The 20,723-nt window shown below is 56.9% G+C and carries 20 protein-coding genes and 1 tRNA gene; 15 read left to right on the forward strand and 6 right to left on the reverse strand.

The annotated features are described in order from the left end of the window. The first annotated feature begins 14 nt into the window (after positions 1–14). The 12 genes from ACWB12_RS02120 (at position 15) to ACWB12_RS02175 (ending at position 12,498) form a co-directional block, all read left to right on the forward strand. The gene (locus tag ACWB12_RS02120) at positions 15–1,208 is read left to right on the forward strand and encodes a hypothetical protein (RefSeq protein ID WP_479528408.1); all 1,194 of its coding nucleotides are present in this window, start codon (positions 15–17) and stop codon (positions 1,206–1,208) included. A 174-nt stretch (positions 1,209–1,382) separates the two neighbouring features. Next, positions 1,383–2,576: an ADP-forming succinate--CoA ligase subunit beta gene (sucC, locus tag ACWB12_RS02125; protein WP_479528409.1), complete on the forward strand. Its 1,194-nt coding sequence runs from the start codon at positions 1,383–1,385 to the stop codon at positions 2,574–2,576. A 77-nt stretch (positions 2,577–2,653) separates the two neighbouring features. Next, the gene (sucD, locus tag ACWB12_RS02130; RefSeq protein ID WP_479528410.1) at positions 2,654–3,535 is read left to right on the forward strand and encodes a succinate--CoA ligase subunit alpha; all 882 of its coding nucleotides are present in this window, start codon (positions 2,654–2,656) and stop codon (positions 3,533–3,535) included. A 21-nt stretch (positions 3,536–3,556) separates the two neighbouring features. Further along, positions 3,557–3,901: a hypothetical protein gene (locus tag ACWB12_RS02135; protein ID WP_479528411.1), complete on the forward strand. Its 345-nt coding sequence runs from the start codon at positions 3,557–3,559 to the stop codon at positions 3,899–3,901. A gap of 44 nt (positions 3,902–3,945) precedes the next feature. Next, positions 3,946–4,149 carry a DUF805 domain-containing protein gene (locus ACWB12_RS02140; protein ID WP_479528412.1) on the forward strand — a complete coding sequence of 68 codons (204 nt, stop codon included), beginning with the start codon at positions 3,946–3,948 and terminating at the stop codon, positions 4,147–4,149. Then, positions 4,146–7,106, forward strand: a complete 2,961-nt coding sequence (locus tag ACWB12_RS02145; RefSeq protein WP_479528413.1) for a 2-oxoglutarate dehydrogenase E1 component — start codon at positions 4,146–4,148, stop codon at positions 7,104–7,106. Before ACWB12_RS02140 ends, ACWB12_RS02145 begins: the two co-directional genes overlap by 4 nt. A gap of 4 nt (positions 7,107–7,110) precedes the next feature. Next, positions 7,111–8,604, forward strand: a complete 1,494-nt coding sequence (gene odhB, locus ACWB12_RS02150; protein WP_479528414.1) for a 2-oxoglutarate dehydrogenase complex dihydrolipoyllysine-residue succinyltransferase — start codon at positions 7,111–7,113, stop codon at positions 8,602–8,604. Between the two features lie 53 nt (positions 8,605–8,657). After that, a complete protein-coding gene (locus ACWB12_RS02155; RefSeq protein ID WP_479528415.1) occupies positions 8,658–8,936 on the forward strand; it encodes a nucleotidyltransferase family protein in 279 nt (92 codons plus the stop codon). Further along, positions 8,937–9,326, forward strand: coding sequence for an MAPEG family protein (locus ACWB12_RS02160; RefSeq protein WP_479528416.1), 390 nt, complete (start codon positions 8,937–8,939; stop codon positions 9,324–9,326). It abuts the gene before it with no gap. 137 nt (positions 9,327–9,463) lie between these two features. Continuing rightward, positions 9,464–10,852, forward strand: coding sequence for a dihydrolipoyl dehydrogenase (gene lpdA, locus ACWB12_RS02165; RefSeq protein WP_479528417.1), 1,389 nt, complete (start codon positions 9,464–9,466; stop codon positions 10,850–10,852). Then, complete coding sequence (locus ACWB12_RS02170; RefSeq protein WP_479528418.1) at positions 10,852–11,208, forward strand: SH3 domain-containing protein; 357 nt, start codon at positions 10,852–10,854, stop codon at positions 11,206–11,208. Before lpdA ends, ACWB12_RS02170 begins: the two co-directional genes overlap by 1 nt. Positions 11,209–11,292: 84 nt before the next feature. Next, a complete protein-coding gene (locus tag ACWB12_RS02175; RefSeq protein ID WP_479528419.1) occupies positions 11,293–12,498 on the forward strand; it encodes an NnrS family protein in 1,206 nt (401 codons plus the stop codon). Here ACWB12_RS02175 and ACWB12_RS02180 read toward each other — a convergent pair. After that, positions 12,495–13,145 carry a GntR family transcriptional regulator gene (locus tag ACWB12_RS02180; RefSeq protein WP_479528420.1) on the reverse strand — a complete coding sequence of 217 codons (651 nt, stop codon included), beginning with the start codon at positions 13,143–13,145 and terminating at the stop codon, positions 12,495–12,497. The genes ACWB12_RS02175 and ACWB12_RS02180 overlap by 4 nt on opposite strands. Positions 13,146–13,175: 30 nt before the next feature. Then, on the reverse strand, positions 13,176–13,868 hold the full coding sequence (locus tag ACWB12_RS02185; RefSeq protein ID WP_479528421.1) for a M48 family metallopeptidase: 693 nt from the start codon (positions 13,866–13,868) through the stop codon (positions 13,176–13,178). Between the two features lie 153 nt (positions 13,869–14,021). On the opposite strand from ACWB12_RS02185, the gene ACWB12_RS02190 reads away from it, so the two are divergent. The 3 genes from ACWB12_RS02190 (at position 14,022) to ACWB12_RS02200 (ending at position 16,152) form a co-directional block, all read left to right on the forward strand. Then, on the forward strand, positions 14,022–14,348 hold the full coding sequence (locus ACWB12_RS02190) for a TIGR02300 family protein (RefSeq protein ID WP_479528422.1): 327 nt from the start codon (positions 14,022–14,024) through the stop codon (positions 14,346–14,348). Positions 14,349–14,437: 89 nt separating this feature from the next. Then, positions 14,438–14,513, forward strand: a tRNA-Ala gene (locus tag ACWB12_RS02195). A 97-nt stretch (positions 14,514–14,610) separates the two neighbouring features. After that, positions 14,611–16,152 (forward strand): alkaline phosphatase family protein, encoded by a 1,542-nt coding sequence (locus ACWB12_RS02200; RefSeq protein WP_479528423.1) that lies wholly within the window; start codon positions 14,611–14,613, stop codon positions 16,150–16,152. Between the two features lie 25 nt (positions 16,153–16,177). Here the strand turns inward: ACWB12_RS02200 and ACWB12_RS02205 are convergent, their stop codons facing one another. Genes ACWB12_RS02205 through ACWB12_RS02220 form a run of 4 tightly spaced genes read right to left on the reverse strand, consistent with a single transcriptional unit; the run spans position 16,178 to position 20,720 of the window. Then, a complete protein-coding gene (locus ACWB12_RS02205) occupies positions 16,178–17,548 on the reverse strand; it encodes an FAD-dependent oxidoreductase (protein ID WP_479528424.1) in 1,371 nt (456 codons plus the stop codon). 33 nt (positions 17,549–17,581) lie between these two features. Continuing rightward, positions 17,582–18,580 carry an ABC transporter ATP-binding protein gene (locus tag ACWB12_RS02210; RefSeq protein ID WP_479528425.1) on the reverse strand — a complete coding sequence of 333 codons (999 nt, stop codon included), beginning with the start codon at positions 18,578–18,580 and terminating at the stop codon, positions 17,582–17,584. Beyond that, a complete protein-coding gene (locus ACWB12_RS02215) occupies positions 18,577–19,575 on the reverse strand; it encodes an ABC transporter ATP-binding protein (protein ID WP_479528426.1) in 999 nt (332 codons plus the stop codon). The genes ACWB12_RS02210 and ACWB12_RS02215 overlap by 4 nt, the downstream gene beginning before the upstream one ends. Beyond that, entirely contained in the window at positions 19,575–20,720 is a 1,146-nt protein-coding gene (locus tag ACWB12_RS02220; protein ID WP_479528427.1) for an ABC transporter permease, read from the reverse strand. The genes ACWB12_RS02215 and ACWB12_RS02220 overlap by 1 nt, the downstream gene beginning before the upstream one ends. Positions 20,721–20,723: the final 3 nt, after the last annotated feature.

The following is a 20,723-nucleotide window of genomic DNA, read 5'->3' on the forward strand; positions in this document are numbered from 1 at the left end:
TCAGGAGTATTCCCATGCGGCTCGTTCTTCCCCTAACGCTCACCTTGCTGGCAACATCCGCGCTGGCGGACACAAACACCCTTGTGGCCGAAAACGGTCTGGAGGGGGCCGTCGCGCAACTGTCCGCCCAAGACGGTAAAACCCCGTCCGACCAATTCGCCCTTGGTGCGCTGCACTTCCTGCGCGGGATCGAGAAAACCCTGCAGGTCCGTTGGGAATACAACGCCACGATCGACGATCTGGACCTGCCCGTGCTACGCCTGCCGGTGCCGCCCAACCCCGACGCCAAACCGTTCCGCGCCGATCTGATCACCGGCTTGTTCACCGGACTTCTGACCGATATGGACGCCAGCCGTGCGGCTTTGGCCGAAATCCCTGACGGGGCCGATGTGGCGCTGGATCTGAACCTTGCCAACCTGTGGTTCGACATCAACATGAACGGCAAACGCGACCTTGGCGAAGGCGTGATCGAGGTTGGCGCAAACACATTGATGGGCGAAATCAACTTTGGCGACATGGACGGCATCCCGCCGATGGACGTGCGTTTTGACACCGCCGATGTGGCCTGGCTGACCGCCTATACCCACATGGTTTCGGCGGCTGGCGAAATGGTGGTGGCGTTTGATCCGACCGAAGCGATTGAAACCGTGATGAACGCCAATGCCAAAATGATCGAATTGCGCGGCGATGCCCCACAGGATTTCGGCTTTGACATGCAATTCGGTGGCTGGGTTGACCAATTCGCCATGGCCTACGGGGCATTGAACAAACAACCCGATGCCACCCACACCCGCGCCGCCTATGCCCACCTGCAAAACATGATTGCCCAGAACAAGACCTTCTGGGCCACCGTTGCAAAGGAAACAGACAACGAGCGCGAATGGATCCCCAACGACAACCAGACCGCCGCGCTAGGCTTTGAACTGGCAAAGGGCACAGGTGCTGCCTGGCAGGCCGTTCTGGCCGATGTCGAAGCCCTGCTGAATGGTGATCTGCTGATCGAATACTGGCGCATATCGCCAGCGGGCGGGGTGAATGTGAAAAAGCTGTTCATGGACCCGCCAGTTGTGGATATCGTCACCTGGGTGCAAGGCTCGGGCCTGTTGCCCTATCTGGAGCGCGGGCCGGTCATTTCCAGCAGAAATCTGGAAGAGTTCGATGAGCTGACAGGCGGCAACATCTTCCTGATGTCCTTTATGCTGAATTGATCGAACGGACAAGAAAACGAATCGAATAAGAATTTGTGATCACACTTTGGATGGGTGTGATCACAAACCGCAAAAATACCCCTCACTTTCCCGTTAAACCACGAAAAACCGTTTATTTACCTGACCCGTTCATGTTTACTGACAGGAAACCTCAGCCACAGATGGGACAGTCCAGTGAACATTCATGAATATCAGGCCAAAGAACTCCTGCGCTCCTATGGTGCCCCCGTTTCCGACGGCCGCCCCGTTTTGAAAGCAGAAGATGCCAAAACCGCTGCAGGCGAACTTGACGGCCCGCTGTGGGTGGTCAAGGCACAGATCCACGCCGGTGGCCGTGGCAAGGGCAAATTCAAGGAAGCCGACGCAGGCGATGCGGGCGGGGTTCGCCTGACCAAATCGGTGGGCGAAGCGGCTGACGAGGCCAAAAAAATGCTGGGCCGCACGCTGGTCACCCATCAGACCGGCCCCGCCGGCAAACAGGTCAACCGCATCTATATCGAAGATGGTGCCGGCATTGATCGCGAATTGTATCTGGCTCTGCTGGTCGATCGCCAGACCAGCCGCATTTCCTTTGTCTGCTCCACCGAAGGCGGCATGGACATTGAAGAAGTCGCCGCCGCGACCCCCGAAAAGATCCTGTCCTTTTCGGTTGACCCCGCCACCGGCTATCAGGGTTTCCACGGCCGCCGCATCGCCTTTTCGCTGGGGCTGGAAGGCGCGCAGGTCAAGCAATGCGTGGGGCTGATGGGCCAGCTTTACAAAGCCTTCATCGAAAAAGACATGGAGATGCTGGAAATCAACCCGCTGATCGTCACCGACAAGGGGGACCTGAAGGTGCTGGATGCCAAGGTCAGCTTTGATTCAAACGCGCTCTACCGCCACCCCGACATCGCCGCCCTGCGCGACGAAACCGAGGAAGACCCCAAAGAACTGGAAGCCAGCAAATACGACCTGAACTATATCGCGCTGGACGGCGAGATCGGCTGCATGGTGAACGGCGCCGGTCTGGCGATGGCGACAATGGACATCATCAAACTCTATGGCGCGGAACCGGCCAACTTTCTGGACGTTGGCGGCGGCGCGACCAAGGAAAAGGTCACCGAAGCCTTCAAGATCATCACCTCGGACCCGAACGTCAAAGGCATTCTGGTCAACATCTTCGGCGGCATCATGCGCTGTGACGTGATCGCCGAGGGCGTGGTTTCGGCGGTGAAAGAAGTCGGCCTGAAAGTGCCGCTGGTGGTGCGCCTTGAGGGCACCAAGGTGGAAGAAGGCAAAGCGATCATCAACAATTCGGACGTGGATGTGATTGCGGCGGACAACCTGTCAGACGCTGCCGAGAAGATTGTCAAAGCCGTCAAAGGCTAACCATAGGGCGGGGTTCGACCCCGCCTTTTCCAAGGAACATATGCGGGCATCCCCCCGCCCCACGAAGGACCAAGAACATGGCCATTCTCATCGACGAAAACACCAAGGTAATCTGTCAGGGCCTTACCGGCTCCCAAGGCACCTTTCACAGTGAACAAGCCATCGCGTATGGCACCAAAATGGTCGGTGGCGTGACCCCCGGCAAGGGCGGGCAAACCCACCTTGATCTGCCGGTGTTTAACTCGGTCCACGAGGCGATTGACGTCACCGGCGCCAACGCCTCGGTGATCTACGTGCCACCGCCCTTTGCCGCGGATTCAATCCTCGAGGCGATTGACGCTGAAATGGAGCTGATCGTCTGCATCACCGAAGGCATTCCGGTGCTGGACATGATGAAAGTTTACCGCGCGCTGGATGGCTCCAAATCCCGTCTGATCGGACCAAACTGCCCTGGCGTGATCACCCCTGATGCCTGCAAAATCGGCATCATGCCCGGCCACATCCACAAACGCGGCTCTTGCGGCGTGGTTTCACGGTCCGGCACCCTGACCTATGAGGCGGTCAAGCAAACCACCGACATGGGGCTGGGCCAATCCACCGCTGTCGGCATTGGCGGCGACCCGATCAAAGGCACCGAACATATCGACGTGCTGGAAATGTTCCTCGCCGATCCCGAGACCCAATCGATCATCATGATCGGCGAAATCGGTGGGTCCGCCGAAGAAGAAGCTGCACAGTTCTTGGCGGACGAGAAAAAGGCAGGCCGCTGGAAACCCACCGCCGGTTTCATCGCCGGTCGCACAGCCCCTCCGGGCCGTCGCATGGGCCACGCTGGCGCGATTGTTGCCGGTGGCAAGGGCGATGCCGAGAGCAAGATCGAAGCGATGCGTTCCGCCGGTATCATCGTCGCCGACAGCCCTGCGGGACTGGGCGAAGCGGTGCTGGAAGCAATTGGATAATTTTTCAACTGGAGATATATTATGACACATATTAAACTGATTAAACTGAGCATTATCGGTGCAGCCCTTGCCTTGGCAGGCTGCGTTGAAAACACCCCGACAGACACAGCTGCTGATCGCTTTGCAGGTACGGTTTATGGCGCGTCCGGTCTTGATGCGAATGCCTTTGTTGGCACCGCATCAAATGGTAACAAAACTGATGTGTTCTATGAGCCTAAACACACCACGCCTGCCAAAGTGGCGGCGGCTCCGGCTAAAATATGTGCCTATAGCAATCAAACCGTGGCCTCTTCTGAAAATAACCCGCACCTCACAACACAATATTATCCCACTGCCCGAGTACTAACGGTAGTGTGTAAAGGTTAAACAGCAAACAGCAGGGTAGGGCTCCCCTGCCCTGCAGGATCAACATGAACGTAACGACCGCCATAACAACCGGATTAAGAAAATCCTTCACCATCTCCGGGCGGGCTTCCCGCTCCGAGTTTTGGTGGTTTACTATATTTTCACCGCTTCTCTTTGTCCTTTCCAGTTTTTCCATCGCAATGACCGCAAACGCCTCTCAACCCGTCCCCAACAAATACGGCCCCAACCCAAGCGAGGTCCCATCATGACCGAACACCCCACCACCGACGAATTCCACAACTCCTCCTTCCTGCAAGGCCACAATGCTGAATATATCGAGCAACTTTACGCCCAATACGCAGGCGACCCGAACGCGGTCGATGAAGCGTGGCAAGCGTTCTTCAAAGAACTGGGCGAAGGCGATATCGAGGTCAAGGCCGCCGCCGCTGGCCCCTCTTGGGCACGCGCCGATTGGCCGCCTGTGCCGAACGACGAGTTGACCCATGCGCTGGACGGGCAATGGCCCAAGGACGAGGTGGAGCCTGCCAAGGCCGCCGAAAAAATCATCGCCAAGGCCGAGGATCAAGGCGTCGAAGTCTCGGAAGGGGCAATCAAACGCGCTGTGCTGGATTCCATCCGTGCCCTGATGATCATCCGTGCCTACCGCATCCGCGGCCATCTGGCCGCCGATCTGGATCCGCTGGGGCTGGCCGAACAAAAACCCCACCCCGAACTGGACCCTGCGTCTTACGGGTTTGCCGAATCCGACATGGACCGCCCGATTTTCATCGACAATGTGCTGGGCCTGCAAATCGCCTCGTTGCGCCAGATCATCGAGATCGTCAAACGCACCTATTGCGGCACCTTTGCGCTGCAATACATGCACATTTCCAACCCCGAACAGGCCGCATGGCTAAAAGAGCGGATCGAGGGATACGGCAAGGAAATCGCCTTCACCCGCGAGGGGCGCAAGGCGATCCTGAACAAGCTGGTCGAAGCCGAAGGGTTCGAGAAATTCCTGCATGTGAAATACATGGGTACCAAACGGTTCGGTCTGGATGGCGGTGAATCGCTGATCCCCGCGATGGAGCAGATCATCAAACGTGGTGGCGATCTGGGTGCCAAGGAAATCATCATCGGCATGCCGCACCGTGGCCGTCTATCGGTGTTGGTCAATGTGATGGCCAAACCGTATCGCGCCGTGTTCAATGAATTTCAGGGTGGCAGTTTCAAACCCGAAGATGTTGATGGATCGGGTGATGTGAAATACCACCTCGGCGCGTCCTCGGATCGTTCATTCGGCGGGGATTCCGTGCACCTGTCACTCACCGCCAACCCCAGCCACCTTGAGGCGGTGAACCCCGTCGTGCTGGGCAAATCGCGCGCCAAACAGGACCAAAAGTTTGACAAGGAACGCTCCTCGGTGATCCCTCTGTTGCTGCACGGTGATGCAGCCTTTGCCGGCCAAGGTGTGATCTCGGAATGTTTTGCCATGTCGGGCCTTGTCGGGCACCGCACCGGCGGCACCATCCATATCATTGTGAACAACCAGATCGGATTCACCGCCGCGCCGCATTTCAGCCGCTCGTCGCCTTACCCGACCGACATCGCGCTGATGGTCGAAGCGCCGATTTTCCACGTTAACGGCGATGATCCCGAGGCCGTGGTGCATGCCGCCAAAGTCGCCACCGAGTTCCGCCAGAAATTCCACAAAGACGTGGTGATCGACATTTTCTGCTACCGTCGTTTTGGCCATAACGAGGGAGATGAACCGATGTTCACCAATCCCCTGATGTACAAAAAGATCAAAACCCAGAAAACCACGTTGCAGCTGTATACAGACCGCCTGATCCGCGACGGGCTGATCCCCGAAGGCGAGATCGAGGAAATGAAAACCGCGTTTCAAGCCCACCTGAACGAGGAATTCGAGATCGGTAAAGACTATAAACCGAACAAGGCCGACTGGCTGGATGGCCGCTGGAAACACCTGTCCAAAAAAGACGAGGATTACCAGCGCGGCGAGACGGCTGTAGCCGAAGAAACCTACGCCCAAGTCGGCGCAGCCCTGTCACATGTCCCCGATGGCTATCCGGTGCATAAAACCGTCAACCGGATGCTGGCAACCAAGAAAACTATGATTGATGATGGCAAAGGCATCGACTGGGCAACCGGCGAAGCCTTGGCATTCGGATCGCTGCTGACCGAGGGGTTCCCCGTTCGGCTGGTGGGTCAGGATTCCACCCGCGGCACATTCTCTCACCGCCATTCGGCCGTGATCAATCAGGATACCGAAGAACGCTACTACCCCCTGAACAACATCCGCGAGGGGCAAGGCCAATACGAGGTGATCGACTCGCTGCTGTCCGAATATGCGGTGCTCGGGTTTGAATACGGCTATTCGCTAGCCGAACCAAACGCGCTGACCCTATGGGAGGCCCAGTTCGGCGATTTCGCCAACGGCGCGCAAATCATGTTTGATCAGTTCATCTCGTCTGGCGAACGTAAATGGCTGCGGATGTCCGGCCTTGTGGTGCTGCTGCCGCACGGGTTTGAAGGCCAAGGGCCAGAACACTCTTCGGCCCGTCTGGAACGCTTCTTGCAAATGTCTGCCGAGGACAACTGGATCGTCGCCAACTGCACCACGCCGGCCAACTATTTCCACCTGTTACGCCGCCAGATGCACCGCAGCTACCGCAAACCGCTGATCCTGATGACGCCTAAATCCCTGCTACGCCACAAAAAGGCCGTGTCGAACAAAGCCGAATTCACCACCGGATCATCCTTTCACCGCGTCCTCTGGGATGATGCGCAAAAAGGATCATCCGACACTAAACTGGCGACGGACGCCAAAATCAAACGCGTGGTGATGTGTTCAGGCAAGGTATACTACGACCTGCTCGAAGAACGCGATGCGCGCGGCCTCAAAGACGTCTACCTGATGCGAGTCGAACAGTTCTACCCCTTCCCCGCCATGTCGATGGTCAAGGAACTGGAACGCTTCAAAAACGCCGATGTAGTCTGGTGTCAGGAAGAACCCAAAAATCAGGGCGGCTGGACCTTTATGGAACCCAATATCGAATGGGTTCTGGGCCGCATTAAAACCAAATCCAAACGCCCCGCCTATGCAGGACGTGCCGCTTCGGCGTCCCCCGCCACAGGCCTTGGCAAAACCCACAAAGCACAACAAGCCGCGCTGATTGACGCCGCATTAACGATCAAAGGATAACCCCATGACCATCGAAATCCGCGTTCCGACCCTAGGCGAAAGCGTCACCGAAGCCACCGTCGCCACATGGTTCAAAAAACCTGGCGATGCCGTCGCCGTTGACGAAATGCTGTGCGAGCTGGAAACCGACAAAGTCACCGTCGAAGTCCCCTCGCCGTCCGCAGGTGTGATGGCCGAAATCGTCGCAACTGAGGGCGCAACAGTCGGCGTCGACGCCCTGCTCGCCACCCTGACCGAGGGCGAAAGCGCGGCCCCTGCCCCTGCCTCCAAACCCGCAGCCCCCACACCCGAAACCACTGCGACACCCGTCGACGTGATGGTCCCCACGCTTGGCGAATCTGTCACCGAAGCCACCGTGTCCACATGGTTCAAAGCTGTCGGCGATACCGTCGCCCAAGACGAAATGCTCTGCGAACTGGAAACCGACAAGGTCTCGGTCGAAGTCCCCGCGCCCGCCGCTGGCACGCTGACCGAAATCCTCGCCCCCGACGGCGCAACCGTCAATGCAGGCGGTAAACTCGCGGTAATCATGGGCGGTGCAACCGCATCAGCCACAACACCCGCAGCGGCCCCTGCTGCCGCACCCGCCACCACCGGCAAAGACATTGAAAACGCCCCCTCAGCCAACAAACTGATGGCCGAAAAGGGTCTGACCGCTGATCAAGTCACCGGCACAGGCCGTGACGGGCGCATTATGAAAGAAGACGTGCAAAACGCGGCAATCGCGGCGGCCCCGGTTTCAGCCCCTGTGGCCGCCCCCGCCGCAACCCCGCGCGCACCGACCTCGGCCGATGATGCATCCCGCGAGGAACGGGTGAAAATGACCCGCCTGCGCCAAACCATCGCGCGGCGTCTAAAAGAATCGCAAAACACTGCCGCCATGCTGACCACCTATAACGAGGTCGACATGGGCGCAGTGATGGACATCCGCAAGGAATACAAAGACCTGTTCCTGAAAAAACACGGCGTCAAACTCGGCTTCATGTCGTTCTTCACCAAGGCCTGCTGCCACGCGCTGAACGAAGTCCCAGACGTGAACGCCGAAATTGACGGCACCGAGGTGGTCTATAAAAACTACGTCCACATGGGCGTCGCGGTGGGCACCCCCTCCGGCCTTGTCGTGCCTGTGGTGCGCAACGCCCACGAGATGTCCTTTGCCGCGATTGAACAAAAAATCGCCGAACTGGGCCAAAAAGGCGTGGCTGGCAAACTGACCATGGCCGAAATGCAAGGCGGCAGCTTCACCATCTCCAACGGCGGCGTCTACGGATCACTAATGTCCTCGCCCATCCTGAACCCGCCACAATCGGGCATCTTGGGCATGCATAAAATTCAGGACCGCCCGATGGCGATTAACGGCGAAGTCGTGATCCGCCCGATGATGTATCTGGCCCTAAGCTATGACCACCGCGTGGTGGACGGCAAAGGGGCCGTGACCTTCTTGGTGCGGGTGAAAGAAGCGCTTGAGGATCCACGGCGTTTGTTGATGGATTTGTGAACGGCGCCATAGAGAAGACGTGGCTCGATGCTCTGTCAAGGTGGGCAGTAAGTGTGCCAAGCATAAATAAAGCATGGGTTTTTGGCTCTCGGGCCAAAGGTACTTTTAATAAGGAAAGCGATTTGGATATTGCGGTAGAGCTAAAACCTGATGATAGAGAGGTATTAGTTGATTGGATTTTTTCAGCAGAAAAATGGCGCTGTGAAGCCCAAGTAGCAGTGGGGGTATTCCCGAATGTTGATCTCCAACTAGCCGATGGAGAAAATGATGAAATTGTGCGGCCTGCCGTAGAGGATCATGGAATTCTTTTCTACGAGAAAGGCACACCTTAAATGACCCCAGAACTCACCATCCTCACCTACGCTGCCCTGCTGCAATTCGCGCAACTCGCCCTCGCCATCCTGTTTGGCGACGCCCAGACCGGCATCAAATATGGCGCTTCCGCCCGTGACACCCCAAAACCGCTGACGGGTCTGGCGGGCCGCGTTGATCGCGCGCTAGATAACCACTACGCGGCGCTGGCCCTGTTCACCATCGCCGTAATAGTCATCACTTTGGGCGACAAATCCACCCCGCTCACGGTAAACTGCGCATGGGCCTACCTGTTCGCCCGCATCGCATACGTGCCCGCCTACATCTCCGGCATCCCCTATCTGCGTTCAACCATCTGGACCATCGCCACGGCAGCCACCCTCACCATGCTCATCACAACGGTGATCTGACCCATGCATTTTCGTTCCTCAAATATCCGCGCCGCAGGCCTAAAACCTCTTATCCAACCCCGTCAAAAACTCATATGCGATTCATATGGAATTCATATGCAATTCATATCCCCGTTTTCCACCAAAGGAGTCCCCCCATGTCATCCTACGACGTAATCATCATCGGTGCCGGTCCCGGCGGCTATGTCTGCGCCATCCGCTGCGCCCAGCTGGGTCTGAAAACGGCAGTCGTTGAAGGCCGTGAAACCCTCGGCGGCACCTGCCTGAATGTCGGCTGTATCCCCTCCAAAGCCCTGCTGCACGCCAGCCATATGCTACACGAAGCCGAGCATAATTTTGTTAAGATGGGCCTGAAGGGTAAATCCCCCTCGGTCGACTGGAAACAGATGCTCACCTACAAGGATGATGTGATCGGCCAGAACACCAAAGGCATCGAATTTCTATTCAAAAAGAACAAGATAGACTGGATCAAAGGCTGGGCCACCATCCCCGCGGCGGGCAAAGTTCAGGTTGGTGACGAGGTGCATGACGCCAAGAATATCGTCATCGCCACAGGTTCCGAGGCCTCCTCCCTACCGGGTGTCGAGGTCGACGAGAAGATCGTCGTCACCTCCACCGGCGCATTGGAATTGGGCAAGGTGCCACGGAAATTGGTGGTGATTGGTGCCGGCGTTATCGGCCTTGAAATGGGCTCGGTTTATGCCCGTCTGGGCTCCGAAGTCACCGTGGTTGAATTCCTCGATCACATCACCCCCGGCATGGACTCCGAGGTCTCCAAGGTTTTCGCCAGAACCCTTAAAAAGCAAGGACTTAAGTTCATTCTGGGGGCGGCTGTTCAATCGGTTTCCACCACAAAAACCAAGGCCAAAGTCACCTATAAACTGCGCAAAAATGACACCGAAGCGGTGCTTGACGCCGACGTCGTTCTGCTCGCCACAGGCCGCAAACCCTTCACCGACGGGTTGGGTTTAGATGCGCTTGGCGTCGAAATGTCCCCACGTGGTCAAGCCCAGACCAATGCCCATTGGGCCACCAACATCAACGGTATATACGCCATCGGCGACGCCATCGACGGCCCGATGCTGGCCCACAAGGCCGAGGACGAAGGCATGGCCGTGGCCGAGGTGATGGCGGGTAAATCCGGCCATGTAAACTACGGCGTGATCCCCGGTGTGGTCTACACCAACCCCGAAGTCGCTAGCGTTGGCCAGACCGAAGAACAGCTAAAAGAGGCCGGTCACGCCTATAAGGTTGGCAAGTTCACCTTCATGGGTAACGCCCGCGCCAAGGCGATGTTTGCTGGCGAGGGATTTGTAAAAATCATTGCAGATCAAAAGACTGACCGCATTCTGGGCGCTCACATCATTGGCCCGAGCGCTGGTGAAATGATCCACGAAATCTGCGTGGCAATGGAGTTTGGCGCCTCGGCCCAAGACATCGCCTTGACCTGCCACGCGCACCCGACCTGCTCGGAAGCGGTGCGCGAAGCCGCACTTGCCTGTGGTGACGGCGCGATCCACGCCTGATGCGCGCCCGCGTTATCAAGGACTGGAGCCAAAGCTATGACCCCGCGCTGAAAGTGGCGCGCGGGGATCAGTTGCTTGCAATTAAAGAATCCGGTGCCACATGGATTGGCTGGGTCTGGAGCACAAACATAAGCGGGCTGTCCGGCTGGTTGCCTGTGCAGGTATTTGAAGCCCTCGAAATTGGCAAGATAAACACTGCGATAATGGATTTCGATACAATAGAGTTATCCGTCTCAACAGCTGAAATACTGTTTGTTTCCAATAGATTGAATAACTGGTCATGGTGCCGGAATGACAAAGGTCAGGAAGGCTGGGTTCCCGATGATTGCCTATCACCGCCAAATGATGCGGCGTGATACCGCAGCCGTTGCCATTGGCAATGCGCCCCGCAAAACATACCCTAGGGAAATAATCAGAAATACGCAGCGGCGAGACTCCAGATGAACCCACCCATTTTGAAAAACCACGGCTCTAAGCGTGAACGCAGTTGGCAGGGGCATGCCTTTTTCAGCGGCGGGTTTCGGCCATTTTTCCTGTTTGGCGCGCTGTTTGCCATCCTGTCCATCGCGCTGTGGCTGGCGGACCTTCTGGGTTACAATAGCCTGGACACCACCCTTGCACCCGTTGACTGGCACAAACACGAAATGCTGTTTGGCTACAGCTCGGCGGTGATTGCAGGGTTCCTGTTTACAGCGGTGCCAAACTGGACGGGCCGCTTTCCCGTGGTGGGCTGGCCGCTAATTGCTATCTTCGTTTTGTGGCTGGCCGGACGTGTTGCCATGCTGATGGGCGACGGAGTGCCCTACGGTATCGCCGCGACAATAGATGCCGCGTTTTTGCCGATCCTTGGCACGGCGATTGCCCGCGAAATCATCTCGGGCAAAAACTGGCGCAACCTGCGGGTGCTGGCCCCTGTTTTAATGCTGGGGGCCGCCAACATCTGGTTCCATATCGACATGGCGGGCGGCGGGTTGGGAACGGCCCCTGTACGGCTTGGATTTTCCTCGATCCTGGTGCTGCTGATGTTGATCGGCGGGCGGGTGATCCCCAGCTTTACCCGCAACTGGCTGGCGCGGCGCGAGCCAAGAAAATTGCCCAAACCCTTTGATCGCTACGACACCATCACCGTTGCGGCATCGGCTATCACGCTGGCCGTCTGGACTGCAATCGACACTGCCCCGATCCTCGGGGCCGCATTTGCCGTTCTTGGCGTCGCCCATATCATCCGCCTGTCGCGGTGGGCCGGATTGCGGACACTTTCCAATCCGCTGTTACTGGTGCTGCATATCTTTTACGCGTTTGTGCCAATCGGGTTTCTAACCCTCGCAACGGGGATGTTGATGCACAGCCCTGCCATAAACACCGGCGCGTTGCATGTGTTTGGCATTGGCGCGACTGGCGGCATGACCCTTGCTGTGATGATCCGTGCCAGTCTGGGCCACACGGGGCGGATGCTGACCAGTGACAGTTTGCTGAACGTCGTGATGGTCGCTGTGATCCTAAGTGTCGCCTTGCGGGTGATTGGCGCGATCTGGCCCGAATACGACTGGGCGATCACCGGTTCAGCGCTGGCGTGGATCATCGCGTTTGGGCTGTTCACATTCCGGGTTGGCCCGTGGCTGGTGAAACCCCGCGCGCCCCGTTAGCCAACCAACAGTTTCAGCCCCTGCGTCACGTCTGTGCGCATCGCCAGACGCAGGCTTGGCTCATCTCCGGCCCGAAGTGCGGCAATGATCAGGCGGTGGTTTTGCGGCGGCTCGGTCCGGTGCAAACGGCCATAGAGCGCGCACATGGTCGGCCCCAATTGCAGCCATACGGTTTCGGTCATTGCCAGCATCGCAGGTGCCTGTGCCCGCAGGTATAAGGTGCGGTGGAATTCCAGATTGGTACGGATATAGGCCACGGCATCCTGTTTTGCGATCGCCTCGGCGATGGTCTGGTTGATCGTTTGCAAACGGTCAATCAGCGCGATGTGGGCACGGGGCAAGGCGCGACTGGCCAGCTCCGGCTCCAACAGCCCACGTAATGCTGCCAACTCCTCAATCCGCTCGTTGCTCAGTTCTGGTGTGCTGACACGGCCCGAACTGGACAGCGTCAGCGCGCCTTCGGCTGCTAACCGGCGGATTGCCTCGCGGGCGGGCGTCATCGACACGCCAAATTCCTGCCCCAACCCGCGCAATGTTAGCGCTGTGCCAGGGGCAAGTTCACCGTGCATGATCCGTGTGCGCATCTGGCGATATAGCCGATCATGCGACGGGGCGGTTTTTTCTGGAGGGCGGTTCTGATCTATCATGCCTCATGTGATCACAAATGTGTGCGGCTATCAATCCTTGAACTGATAGCGATGCAGTTGCTGCCCGTTCTTGCGCAGCCACGCGCGCGGGGCTTTGTAATGCGGATAAATACCGGTCACCACGCGCCAGTAGTCTGGTGAATGGTTCATCTCTACCAGATGCGAGACCTCATGCGCTGCGACATAATCCAGCACTTCGGGCGGGGCCATGATCAGACGCCATGAATACATCAAATTGCCCTCGCTGGAACAGGATCCCCAGCGCGAACGGGTATCGCGCAACGACAAGCGCCCATAAGGCACGCCCAACGCCGCCGCATACCGGTCCGAGGCCTCTTGCAACCTGCCACGCGCCGCCAGTTTCAAAAATGCGGCAACACGCAAGGGCACGCGGGCAGGATTATCCGGCACAGTGATTTGCCCGTCGACATATCGCGCCACGCGGCCTGCGCCCGCAACCACATCCACCTCGCGCCCCTCGAACATAACTTGTCCACCGATCATCGGGCGGGCCACCTCGGGACGGGCCGCCAATGTGCGCCTGATCCAGCCTTCTTTTTCGGTAGCAAAAACGTGGGCCTCGCGCAGCGGGGTGCGCATGGGCAGGCTCATCGTGACACGGCCATCCAGCTGTGACACCCGCAATGATAATCGCTTCGCCCGCCGCGAGCGGCGCACAGTAATCCTGACCATCGGGGGGCCGGTTAGTTCGATCTGCTCCATGTGTTCATGCCCGCGGGAAACCTGTGCCCGCAACATACAGCGCCAGCGGACCGGATTCACCCCAAAAATTGCAAAAGCCTTTGACACCCCCGCCCCATTGTGTCAATTGGCCCAGAACTCATGACAACAGCGACAAGTGTGAAGGGAAATTACATGCCCAAAGAAGAATGGGGCGTTAAGCGCGTCTGCCCAGAAACCGGCAAACGGTTTTACGATCTGAACAAATCACCCGTGGTCAGCCCATACACCGGCGAGGTTGTCGAAATTGAGACCGGCAACAAGTCCCGCACCATGGTTGCCGACAAAGAAGATGCCAGCAACAAGCCCAAAGAAGAGGACAAAGTTGAAGGCGACGAGGTTCTGGATGATGATGACACATCCGATGTCGATCTGGGCGATGATGTCCTGGATGACGACGACGAGGACACAATCCCGTTGGAGGAAGTCGCAGATGTTGCGGTCAACGACGACGACAATTAATCAAGGTGTGGGGGTTTTTCGCTTGAACTGATCCCCGCGCTTGCCTAAATATCGTCTCACGACGACACACTACACGACAACCCAATGATGGGGCCTTAGCTCAGCTGGGAGAGCGCCTCGCTGGCAGCGAGGAGGTCAGGAGTTCGATCCTCCTAGGCTCCACCAATTTTCTTTTTGATACACCCACATGGTTTTAGGTTGACCGACCGCTGATATTGCATTTTTGTGCGAGAAGTTTGGCTGTTAAAAAAGGGTATTGCCAATGTCTCGTCAGCGAAAAATCCTGTTCATCATCATGGACCAGTTCCGCGCCGATTGCATCAATGGGGCATTGGCCGATTATGTCGATCTGCCTAATATCGATGCCTTCCGAAAAGAGGCCGTGACCTTTGCCAACCATTTCTCGGTGACCAACCCGTGCGGCCCATCAAGGGCCAGCATGTTCACGGGCCGCTATGCAATGAACCATCGTTCAATCCGCAATGGCACCCCGTTGTCTAACGAAATGACCAACATCGCGCGTGAGGCACGTAAATCCGGCTATGACCCGCTGCTGTTCGGCTATACCGATACCAGCATTGACCCACGCACCTGTGATGCCAATGATCCCGATCTGAAAACCGAAGAGCACGTTTTGCCAGGCTTCACCGAGGCGCTGGAGATGCGGTATCAGGAGAGTTACCCTTGGCGGGCCTATCTGAAATCCAAGGGCTATGACATTCCGGACTATAAGCAGTTCTACAATTCTGTCTCGCCTGATCCAAACCGCCCCGCACGCCCCGATGATCCGCCATTCTATCGGGCCGAGGATAGCGATACTGCCTTTTTGACCAATGCGGTGATCCACGATCTGACCGTGCGCACCGATCAAAACTGGTTTGCTCTGGTGACCTATCTGCGTCCGCACCCGCCGCTGGTAGCGCCGGCACCCTATAACACCATGTATAATCCGGCTGACCTGCCGTTGCCCACCCGCATGCAGACCCGCAGCCATGAAGGCGCGGTGCATCCCTTCATGACGGCTGCCCTGATCGCGCCACCGATCAACAGCGTTGTGCGCGGCTGTGACGGGCTGCTGGACCATGACAGTGATCAGGACGTGCAACTGTTGCGCGCGCTTTATCTGGGATTGGCGACCGAGGTTGACGCCCACATCGGACACCTGATCGCCTTTCTGAAGGAAACCGGCCAGTATGATGATACGATCATCGTGCTCACGGCGGATCACGGTGAAATGCTGGGAGACCATCATATGTGGGGCAAGCAAAACCCGTATGATCCCGCATTCCGCATTCCCTTGTTCATCCATGATCCGGACAATCCGGACCAATATGGCACAACGGTGGACGCCTTTACCGAAACCATCGACGTTACCCCAACCATACTGGATCTGGTCGGGCGCGATGTGCCTGCGGGGATGGACGGCGCATCGCTGCGCCCGTTCCTAGAAGGGGTGCAGCCCGAAGGTTGGCGGGATTGCGTGCATATGGAGCTGGATTTTGGCGAGCCAACCGGCCCGACCACATGGCAAAAAGCCACCGACACCACGCTGTACCAATCCAATCTGGCAATCCTGCGTGAAAAACGGTTCAAACTGGTGCATTTCAACGGTGGCCTGCCACCACTGTTGTTTGATCTGGAAAATGATCCGGACGAGATGCACAACCTCGCCGATGATCCGACCCATGCCGCCACCCTGTTGCGCCTGACACAAAAATTGCTAAGCCACCGGATGGAACATGCTGATAGCACTCTGACTGGGGTGAAGATTACCGCAAAAGGGGCCGTCGGTTTCAGATCTTAGGGGCGTCTGCACCACAGTTGGCTGATCAGTGGTGGCGTGCGCCCTGTCGCTCCAGCTCTTTTTGGATTTCACGCACATCAACCTCGGCTAATGATTTGCCCGATTTAACCGAAAGTGCTGCGGCGATACCCGCGCCCTGCCCCGTGACGGCGCAACATGCCATATTGCGGGTTGCAGCGTGGCTATCGCGGTCTCCGCCGGTTGCGCGACCGGACACCAGCAGGTTTTCAACGCCATTGGGCAGCAAATTTCGGTAGGGGATTTGAAAATACCGCCCCGTCGTTGGCAGGATCAAAATCCCGTACCCATCGATGAATTCGGGGAAAATTCCGATGCTGTCCTCAAATCGCGCCTGCTCGCGGACATCATTAGAGGTCATGTTATACAGGCAATCGACCTTGCGAGTGTCACGGATACCAATCGACATGCCAAAATTCCTAAGGCGAATTCCTTCGCAGCCGGGCGTATAGCGGCGCAGCGCCTCGATTGCCAACATCGACTGGCGACGGCCTTCCATTTCATAGGTGGTCAATGAATCCGGATCGGTTCCGTCGCAATCGTCCATATGGATCAGGTTCATATAGGTTAGCTCACCGGTGTCATGCACAGCCCCCCAAGTGCCTGCGATGGTGTTCAAATTCGGCGGGATCAGCCCATCCTTGATCGCCATCTCGAACGGTTTTTTCAGGAAGGGCGAGAACATATCATCCTCTTTGCCAGAGGTTTCGATGCTCCATTCCCCGCCACCGCCCCAATCCTTGTAGGTCTGTGGATCAGCCTTTATTCCAGCCATGAACTTGGCTTTATCAACACCAGCCACATGGAACATGACCGAGGCCGCCATCATTTTTTCAACCGGTGTCCGGTATGTTTGCGCACCAGTGCGGTGCACAACATCCGCGTCCCCCGTCGCATCAATCACCCGCTTGGCAAGGATCGCATCGCGTCCGGCTTTGGATTCCGTGATGATCCCGACAATGGCATTGCCCTCCATTATCGGTGCTACAAACTGGCGGTGAAGCATTGGGCGGATGTTGGGTTCATCCTGAACCAGACGGTCAGCAACCAGTTTGAAACCTTCAGAATCGATTTCATAGGACAGCGATTGGGATTCAGGCACAGCCGCGCCCATATCTTTGGCGCGCTCCTCAAATTCGCGGCCAATGCCGCAGGATTCCACGGTTTCTTCGTGGCGATACCAGTGCATCCCCTCGACACCGACAACCGTCAGGTTGCCGCCAAAACACCCAAAGCGCTCGACAAGCGTAACTTCGGCCCCGGCGCGGGCCGCCGCAAGCGCGGCAGGTAGCCCGCCTGGACCAGAGCCAACCACCAGAACTTCGGTCTGATGGACGACATCAACGGTACGGGCAGGTTCCTGAATGGTTTTAGGCATACTGGCGTTTCCGTTCAGTTCCGGTGTGATTGGTTAATCCATCAACTCCTGCCAGCGATGGCACGCGACGACATGCTCGCTGCTGGAATGCTCCAGCTTTGGCTCGTCCACACGACAAATGTCTATCGCAAACGGGCAGCGGGTCTGGAACTTGCAACCTGGCGGCGGGTTGGTTGGCGACGGAATTTCCCCCTCCAGCTTTTGCGCTTTGCCGGCATCATCAGGGTCCAGCGACGGGATCGCCGACAGCAGGGCCTTGGTATAGGGGTGGCGCGGTGCGTTGAACAGTTCACGGGTGGGTGCGGTTTCAACCAGCCGCCCCAGATACATCACCGCCACATGATCGCACACATGCGCAACCACAGACAGATCGTGGCTGATGAACAGGAATGTCAGCCCCATTTCCTGCTGGATATCCTTTAGCAGGTTCAGAACATCAGCCTGAATGGATACATCCAGCGCTGCCACAGATTCATCGGCCACCACAAAATGCGGCTTTGATACCAATGCGCGGGCAATTGAAATCCGCTGGCGTTGGCCACCGGAAAACGCGTGCGGAAAGCGGCGTAGGTGCTCAAGGTTCAGACGGCATTTCTCGGCGATTTCGCGCACCCGCTCATCAGTTTCCTCGCGGGTTTTAGTCAGGCCCATCACTTCAAGCGGCTCGGCAATAATGTCGCGCACGGTCATGCGCGGGCTAAGGGCTGCGTATGGGTCTTGAAAAATCAGCTGCGAGCGGGTCCGGTAGTCTTTTAGCTGGACCTTATCAATCGTTGTCAGTTCGTAATCGACCTCTTCATCGGTGTATTTCACTGTGCCGCGGGTAATCGGTGCGGCTTTCAAACAGGCACGACCCAGCGTGGTTTTCCCAGAGCCGGATTCGCCCACCAGCCCGAAAAAGCTGCCTTTGGCGATATCAAGGTTCACACCTTCAACCGCTTTGACCACAGGTTTAGGGCCGAACAACCCACCACCGCTAAGAGGGTAGTGGACCGACAGGTCACGTGCGCGGATCAGAACGTCATCGCTCATTTTGCGCCCTCCTCGGTATAAAGATGGCAGGCAACATTATGGCTGTCCGATACGGGTGAAAATTTCGGGATTTCGCTACTACACCGTGGGCCAAGGTTGGCCGAACAACGGGTGTTGAAAACACAGCCCGGCGGGCGTTCCAGCGGTGATGGAATGTCGCCCGGAATCGGCGTTAACGGAACATCCAGATCATCAAGGCTGGGCAGGGCCGCCAGCAGGCCTTTGGTATAAGGATGCGCAGGGTTGCGGATCACATCGCGCACCGCCCCCTGTTCAACCAGTCGGCCCAGATACATCACCGCCACCTTATCGGCAGTCTGGGCAATCACGCCCAGATCATGGGTGATGAAAACGATGCCCATGCCAAATTCTGTGACCAGATCCTTCATCAGGTCGATCACCTGCGCCTGAATGGTCACATCCAGCGCGGTTGTGGGTTCATCCGCGATCAGCAGTTTGGGCTTGGTCGACAGCGCCATAGCGATCATCGCCCGCTGACGCATCCCGCCTGACAGCTCGAACGCGTATTGCTTGAAACGGGTCGAGGCATCGGAAATGCCGACCCGATCCAGCATCTCGATCGAAAGCTCCTGCGCCTGTTTGGTGTTCATGTCCGAATGGATCAACAACTGTTCAACCATCTGGTTGCCGATGGTGATTGCAGGGGCAAAACTGGCCATCGGTTCTTGAAAGATCATTGAAATGGCACCACCGCGCACAACCTGCAAATCTTTCGACGATTTCAGCGACATAATATCGACTGACCCGCTCTCAAGGTGCAGCATGATTTTGGTCTGCTCGCTATAATGCGCGTTTGTGGCGTTCAGTTTCATCAGCGACTTGGCGGTCACCGATTTTCCCGATCCGCTTTCGCCGACCAGCCCCATAACTTCGCCAGCTTCCAATGTGAACGACACATCATCAACTGCGGTGATCCGTCCCTCGTCCGTATCGAACTGCAGGGTCAGGTTTTCAACATCTAGAAGGCGCGTCATTATTTGTGATCCGAATAAGGGTCAGCAGCATCGCGTAATCCGTCACCGACGAACACAAAGGCCAACACGAGAACAATAAAGAAAATCACCGGTATGAAATACCATTGATAATTCAGCAGAACATCGGCGCTCGTTACGTTTTGCAACATCACCCCGAGTGAATTAACCGGATCCTTCAACCCCAGCCCGATGAAACTAAGTGCTGTTTCGGACAGCACCATGTAAGGAAACGAGATCACCAGATCGACGATGATATAGCTGGTAAAGCTGGGCAGCAGGTGGCGACGGATCACATGGCCTGGTGTTGCCCCGCACAACTGCGCCGCCAGCACATATTCCTGATTTCGTTCGGTCAACAGGTGCGTTCGTATTCGTCGCGCTAATGTAGGCCAACCGATCAGACCCAACACCATCGAGATAAAGAAAAATCGCATCTCGGCGCTCCAGACATCGGGGATGAACGCCGCCAGTGCCATGAACAACGGAATGCTGGGGATGGTGCGCACCGTGTCGGTTATCATCTGCAAGGCTGAATCAATCCAGCCGCCGTAATACCCGGCGACCCCGCCAATCGCCAACGCCAGAACAAAGGCAATGAACACGCCGATGGTCCCCACCGCCATAGATGTGTTGATCGCGGTTAGGGTTCGGGAATAGATATCCTTGCCGGTGGAATCCGTGCCAAAGATATGGATCATACCTTTGTCGACACCGAACAAATGCGTATTGAAGGTAATCCCAAAGTATTTATACGATGATCCTTCGGTGAAAAACTCGACATACCTGCGCCCTTCCAGGCTGGTATCGGTTTCGGTCACCCAGCGAAAGTTGGTTTTGATCGATCGGGTCCGCTCGGTGGTATAGATAAAGGGCCGCATCGAGCAGCCGTTATCATCGCAAAAGCTGGGGATTTGCGGGGCACCGTTCAGGTAATCCTTATCGCGTCCGGCAATCGTCGCATCATAGGGTGTAAGGAACGGGGCAAATATTCCTGACAAAATCAGGATGATCAACACCCAAGCCCCTGCCAGAGCCGATTTGTTCTTTTTGAACCGTTGCCAGATCAGCTGATTCTGCGAGGCGGTAAAATACGCCTCTTTCATTTTCTGGTCGGCAGCTGAAGGTGTGTTTGTTTGATCGGTCATATC

The sequence above is a fragment of the Profundibacter sp. genome, assembly GCF_056498605.1.

What these genes read in the sequence shown, in the direction of transcription:
- ACWB12_RS02140 (WP_479528412.1), top strand. Translation starts at nt 3,946, where the DNA reads ATGAACGTAACGACCGCCATAACAACCGGATTAAGAAAATCCTTCACC.
- ACWB12_RS02215 (WP_479528426.1), bottom strand. Translation starts at nt 19,575, where the DNA reads ATGACGCGCCTTCTAGATGTTGAAAACCTGACCCTGCAGTTCGATACG.
- ACWB12_RS02135 (WP_479528411.1), top strand. Translation starts at nt 3,557, where the DNA reads ATGACACATATTAAACTGATTAAACTGAGCATTATCGGTGCAGCCCTT.
- ACWB12_RS02170 (WP_479528418.1), top strand. Translation starts at nt 10,852, where the DNA reads ATGCGCGCCCGCGTTATCAAGGACTGGAGCCAAAGCTATGACCCCGCG.
- ACWB12_RS02205 (WP_479528424.1), bottom strand. Translation starts at nt 17,548, where the DNA reads ATGCCTAAAACCATTCAGGAACCTGCCCGTACCGTTGATGTCGTCCAT.
- ACWB12_RS02145 (WP_479528413.1), top strand. Translation starts at nt 4,146, where the DNA reads ATGACCGAACACCCCACCACCGACGAATTCCACAACTCCTCCTTCCTG.
- ACWB12_RS02190 (WP_479528422.1), top strand. Translation starts at nt 14,022, where the DNA reads ATGCCCAAAGAAGAATGGGGCGTTAAGCGCGTCTGCCCAGAAACCGGC.
- ACWB12_RS02160 (WP_479528416.1), top strand. Translation starts at nt 8,937, where the DNA reads ATGACCCCAGAACTCACCATCCTCACCTACGCTGCCCTGCTGCAATTC.
- ACWB12_RS02220 (WP_479528427.1), bottom strand. Translation starts at nt 20,720, where the DNA reads ATGACCGATCAAACAAACACACCTTCAGCTGCCGACCAGAAAATGAAA.
- sucD (WP_479528410.1), top strand. Translation starts at nt 2,654, where the DNA reads ATGGCCATTCTCATCGACGAAAACACCAAGGTAATCTGTCAGGGCCTT.
- ACWB12_RS02200 (WP_479528423.1), top strand. Translation starts at nt 14,611, where the DNA reads ATGTCTCGTCAGCGAAAAATCCTGTTCATCATCATGGACCAGTTCCGC.
- ACWB12_RS02120 (WP_479528408.1), top strand. Translation starts at nt 15, where the DNA reads ATGCGGCTCGTTCTTCCCCTAACGCTCACCTTGCTGGCAACATCCGCG.
- lpdA (WP_479528417.1), top strand. Translation starts at nt 9,464, where the DNA reads ATGTCATCCTACGACGTAATCATCATCGGTGCCGGTCCCGGCGGCTAT.
- ACWB12_RS02210 (WP_479528425.1), bottom strand. Translation starts at nt 18,580, where the DNA reads ATGAGCGATGACGTTCTGATCCGCGCACGTGACCTGTCGGTCCACTAC.
- ACWB12_RS02180 (WP_479528420.1), bottom strand. Translation starts at nt 13,145, where the DNA reads ATGATAGATCAGAACCGCCCTCCAGAAAAAACCGCCCCGTCGCATGAT.
- ACWB12_RS02185 (WP_479528421.1), bottom strand. Translation starts at nt 13,868, where the DNA reads ATGGAGCAGATCGAACTAACCGGCCCCCCGATGGTCAGGATTACTGTG.
- ACWB12_RS02175 (WP_479528419.1), top strand. Translation starts at nt 11,293, where the DNA reads ATGAACCCACCCATTTTGAAAAACCACGGCTCTAAGCGTGAACGCAGT.
- odhB (WP_479528414.1), top strand. Translation starts at nt 7,111, where the DNA reads ATGACCATCGAAATCCGCGTTCCGACCCTAGGCGAAAGCGTCACCGAA.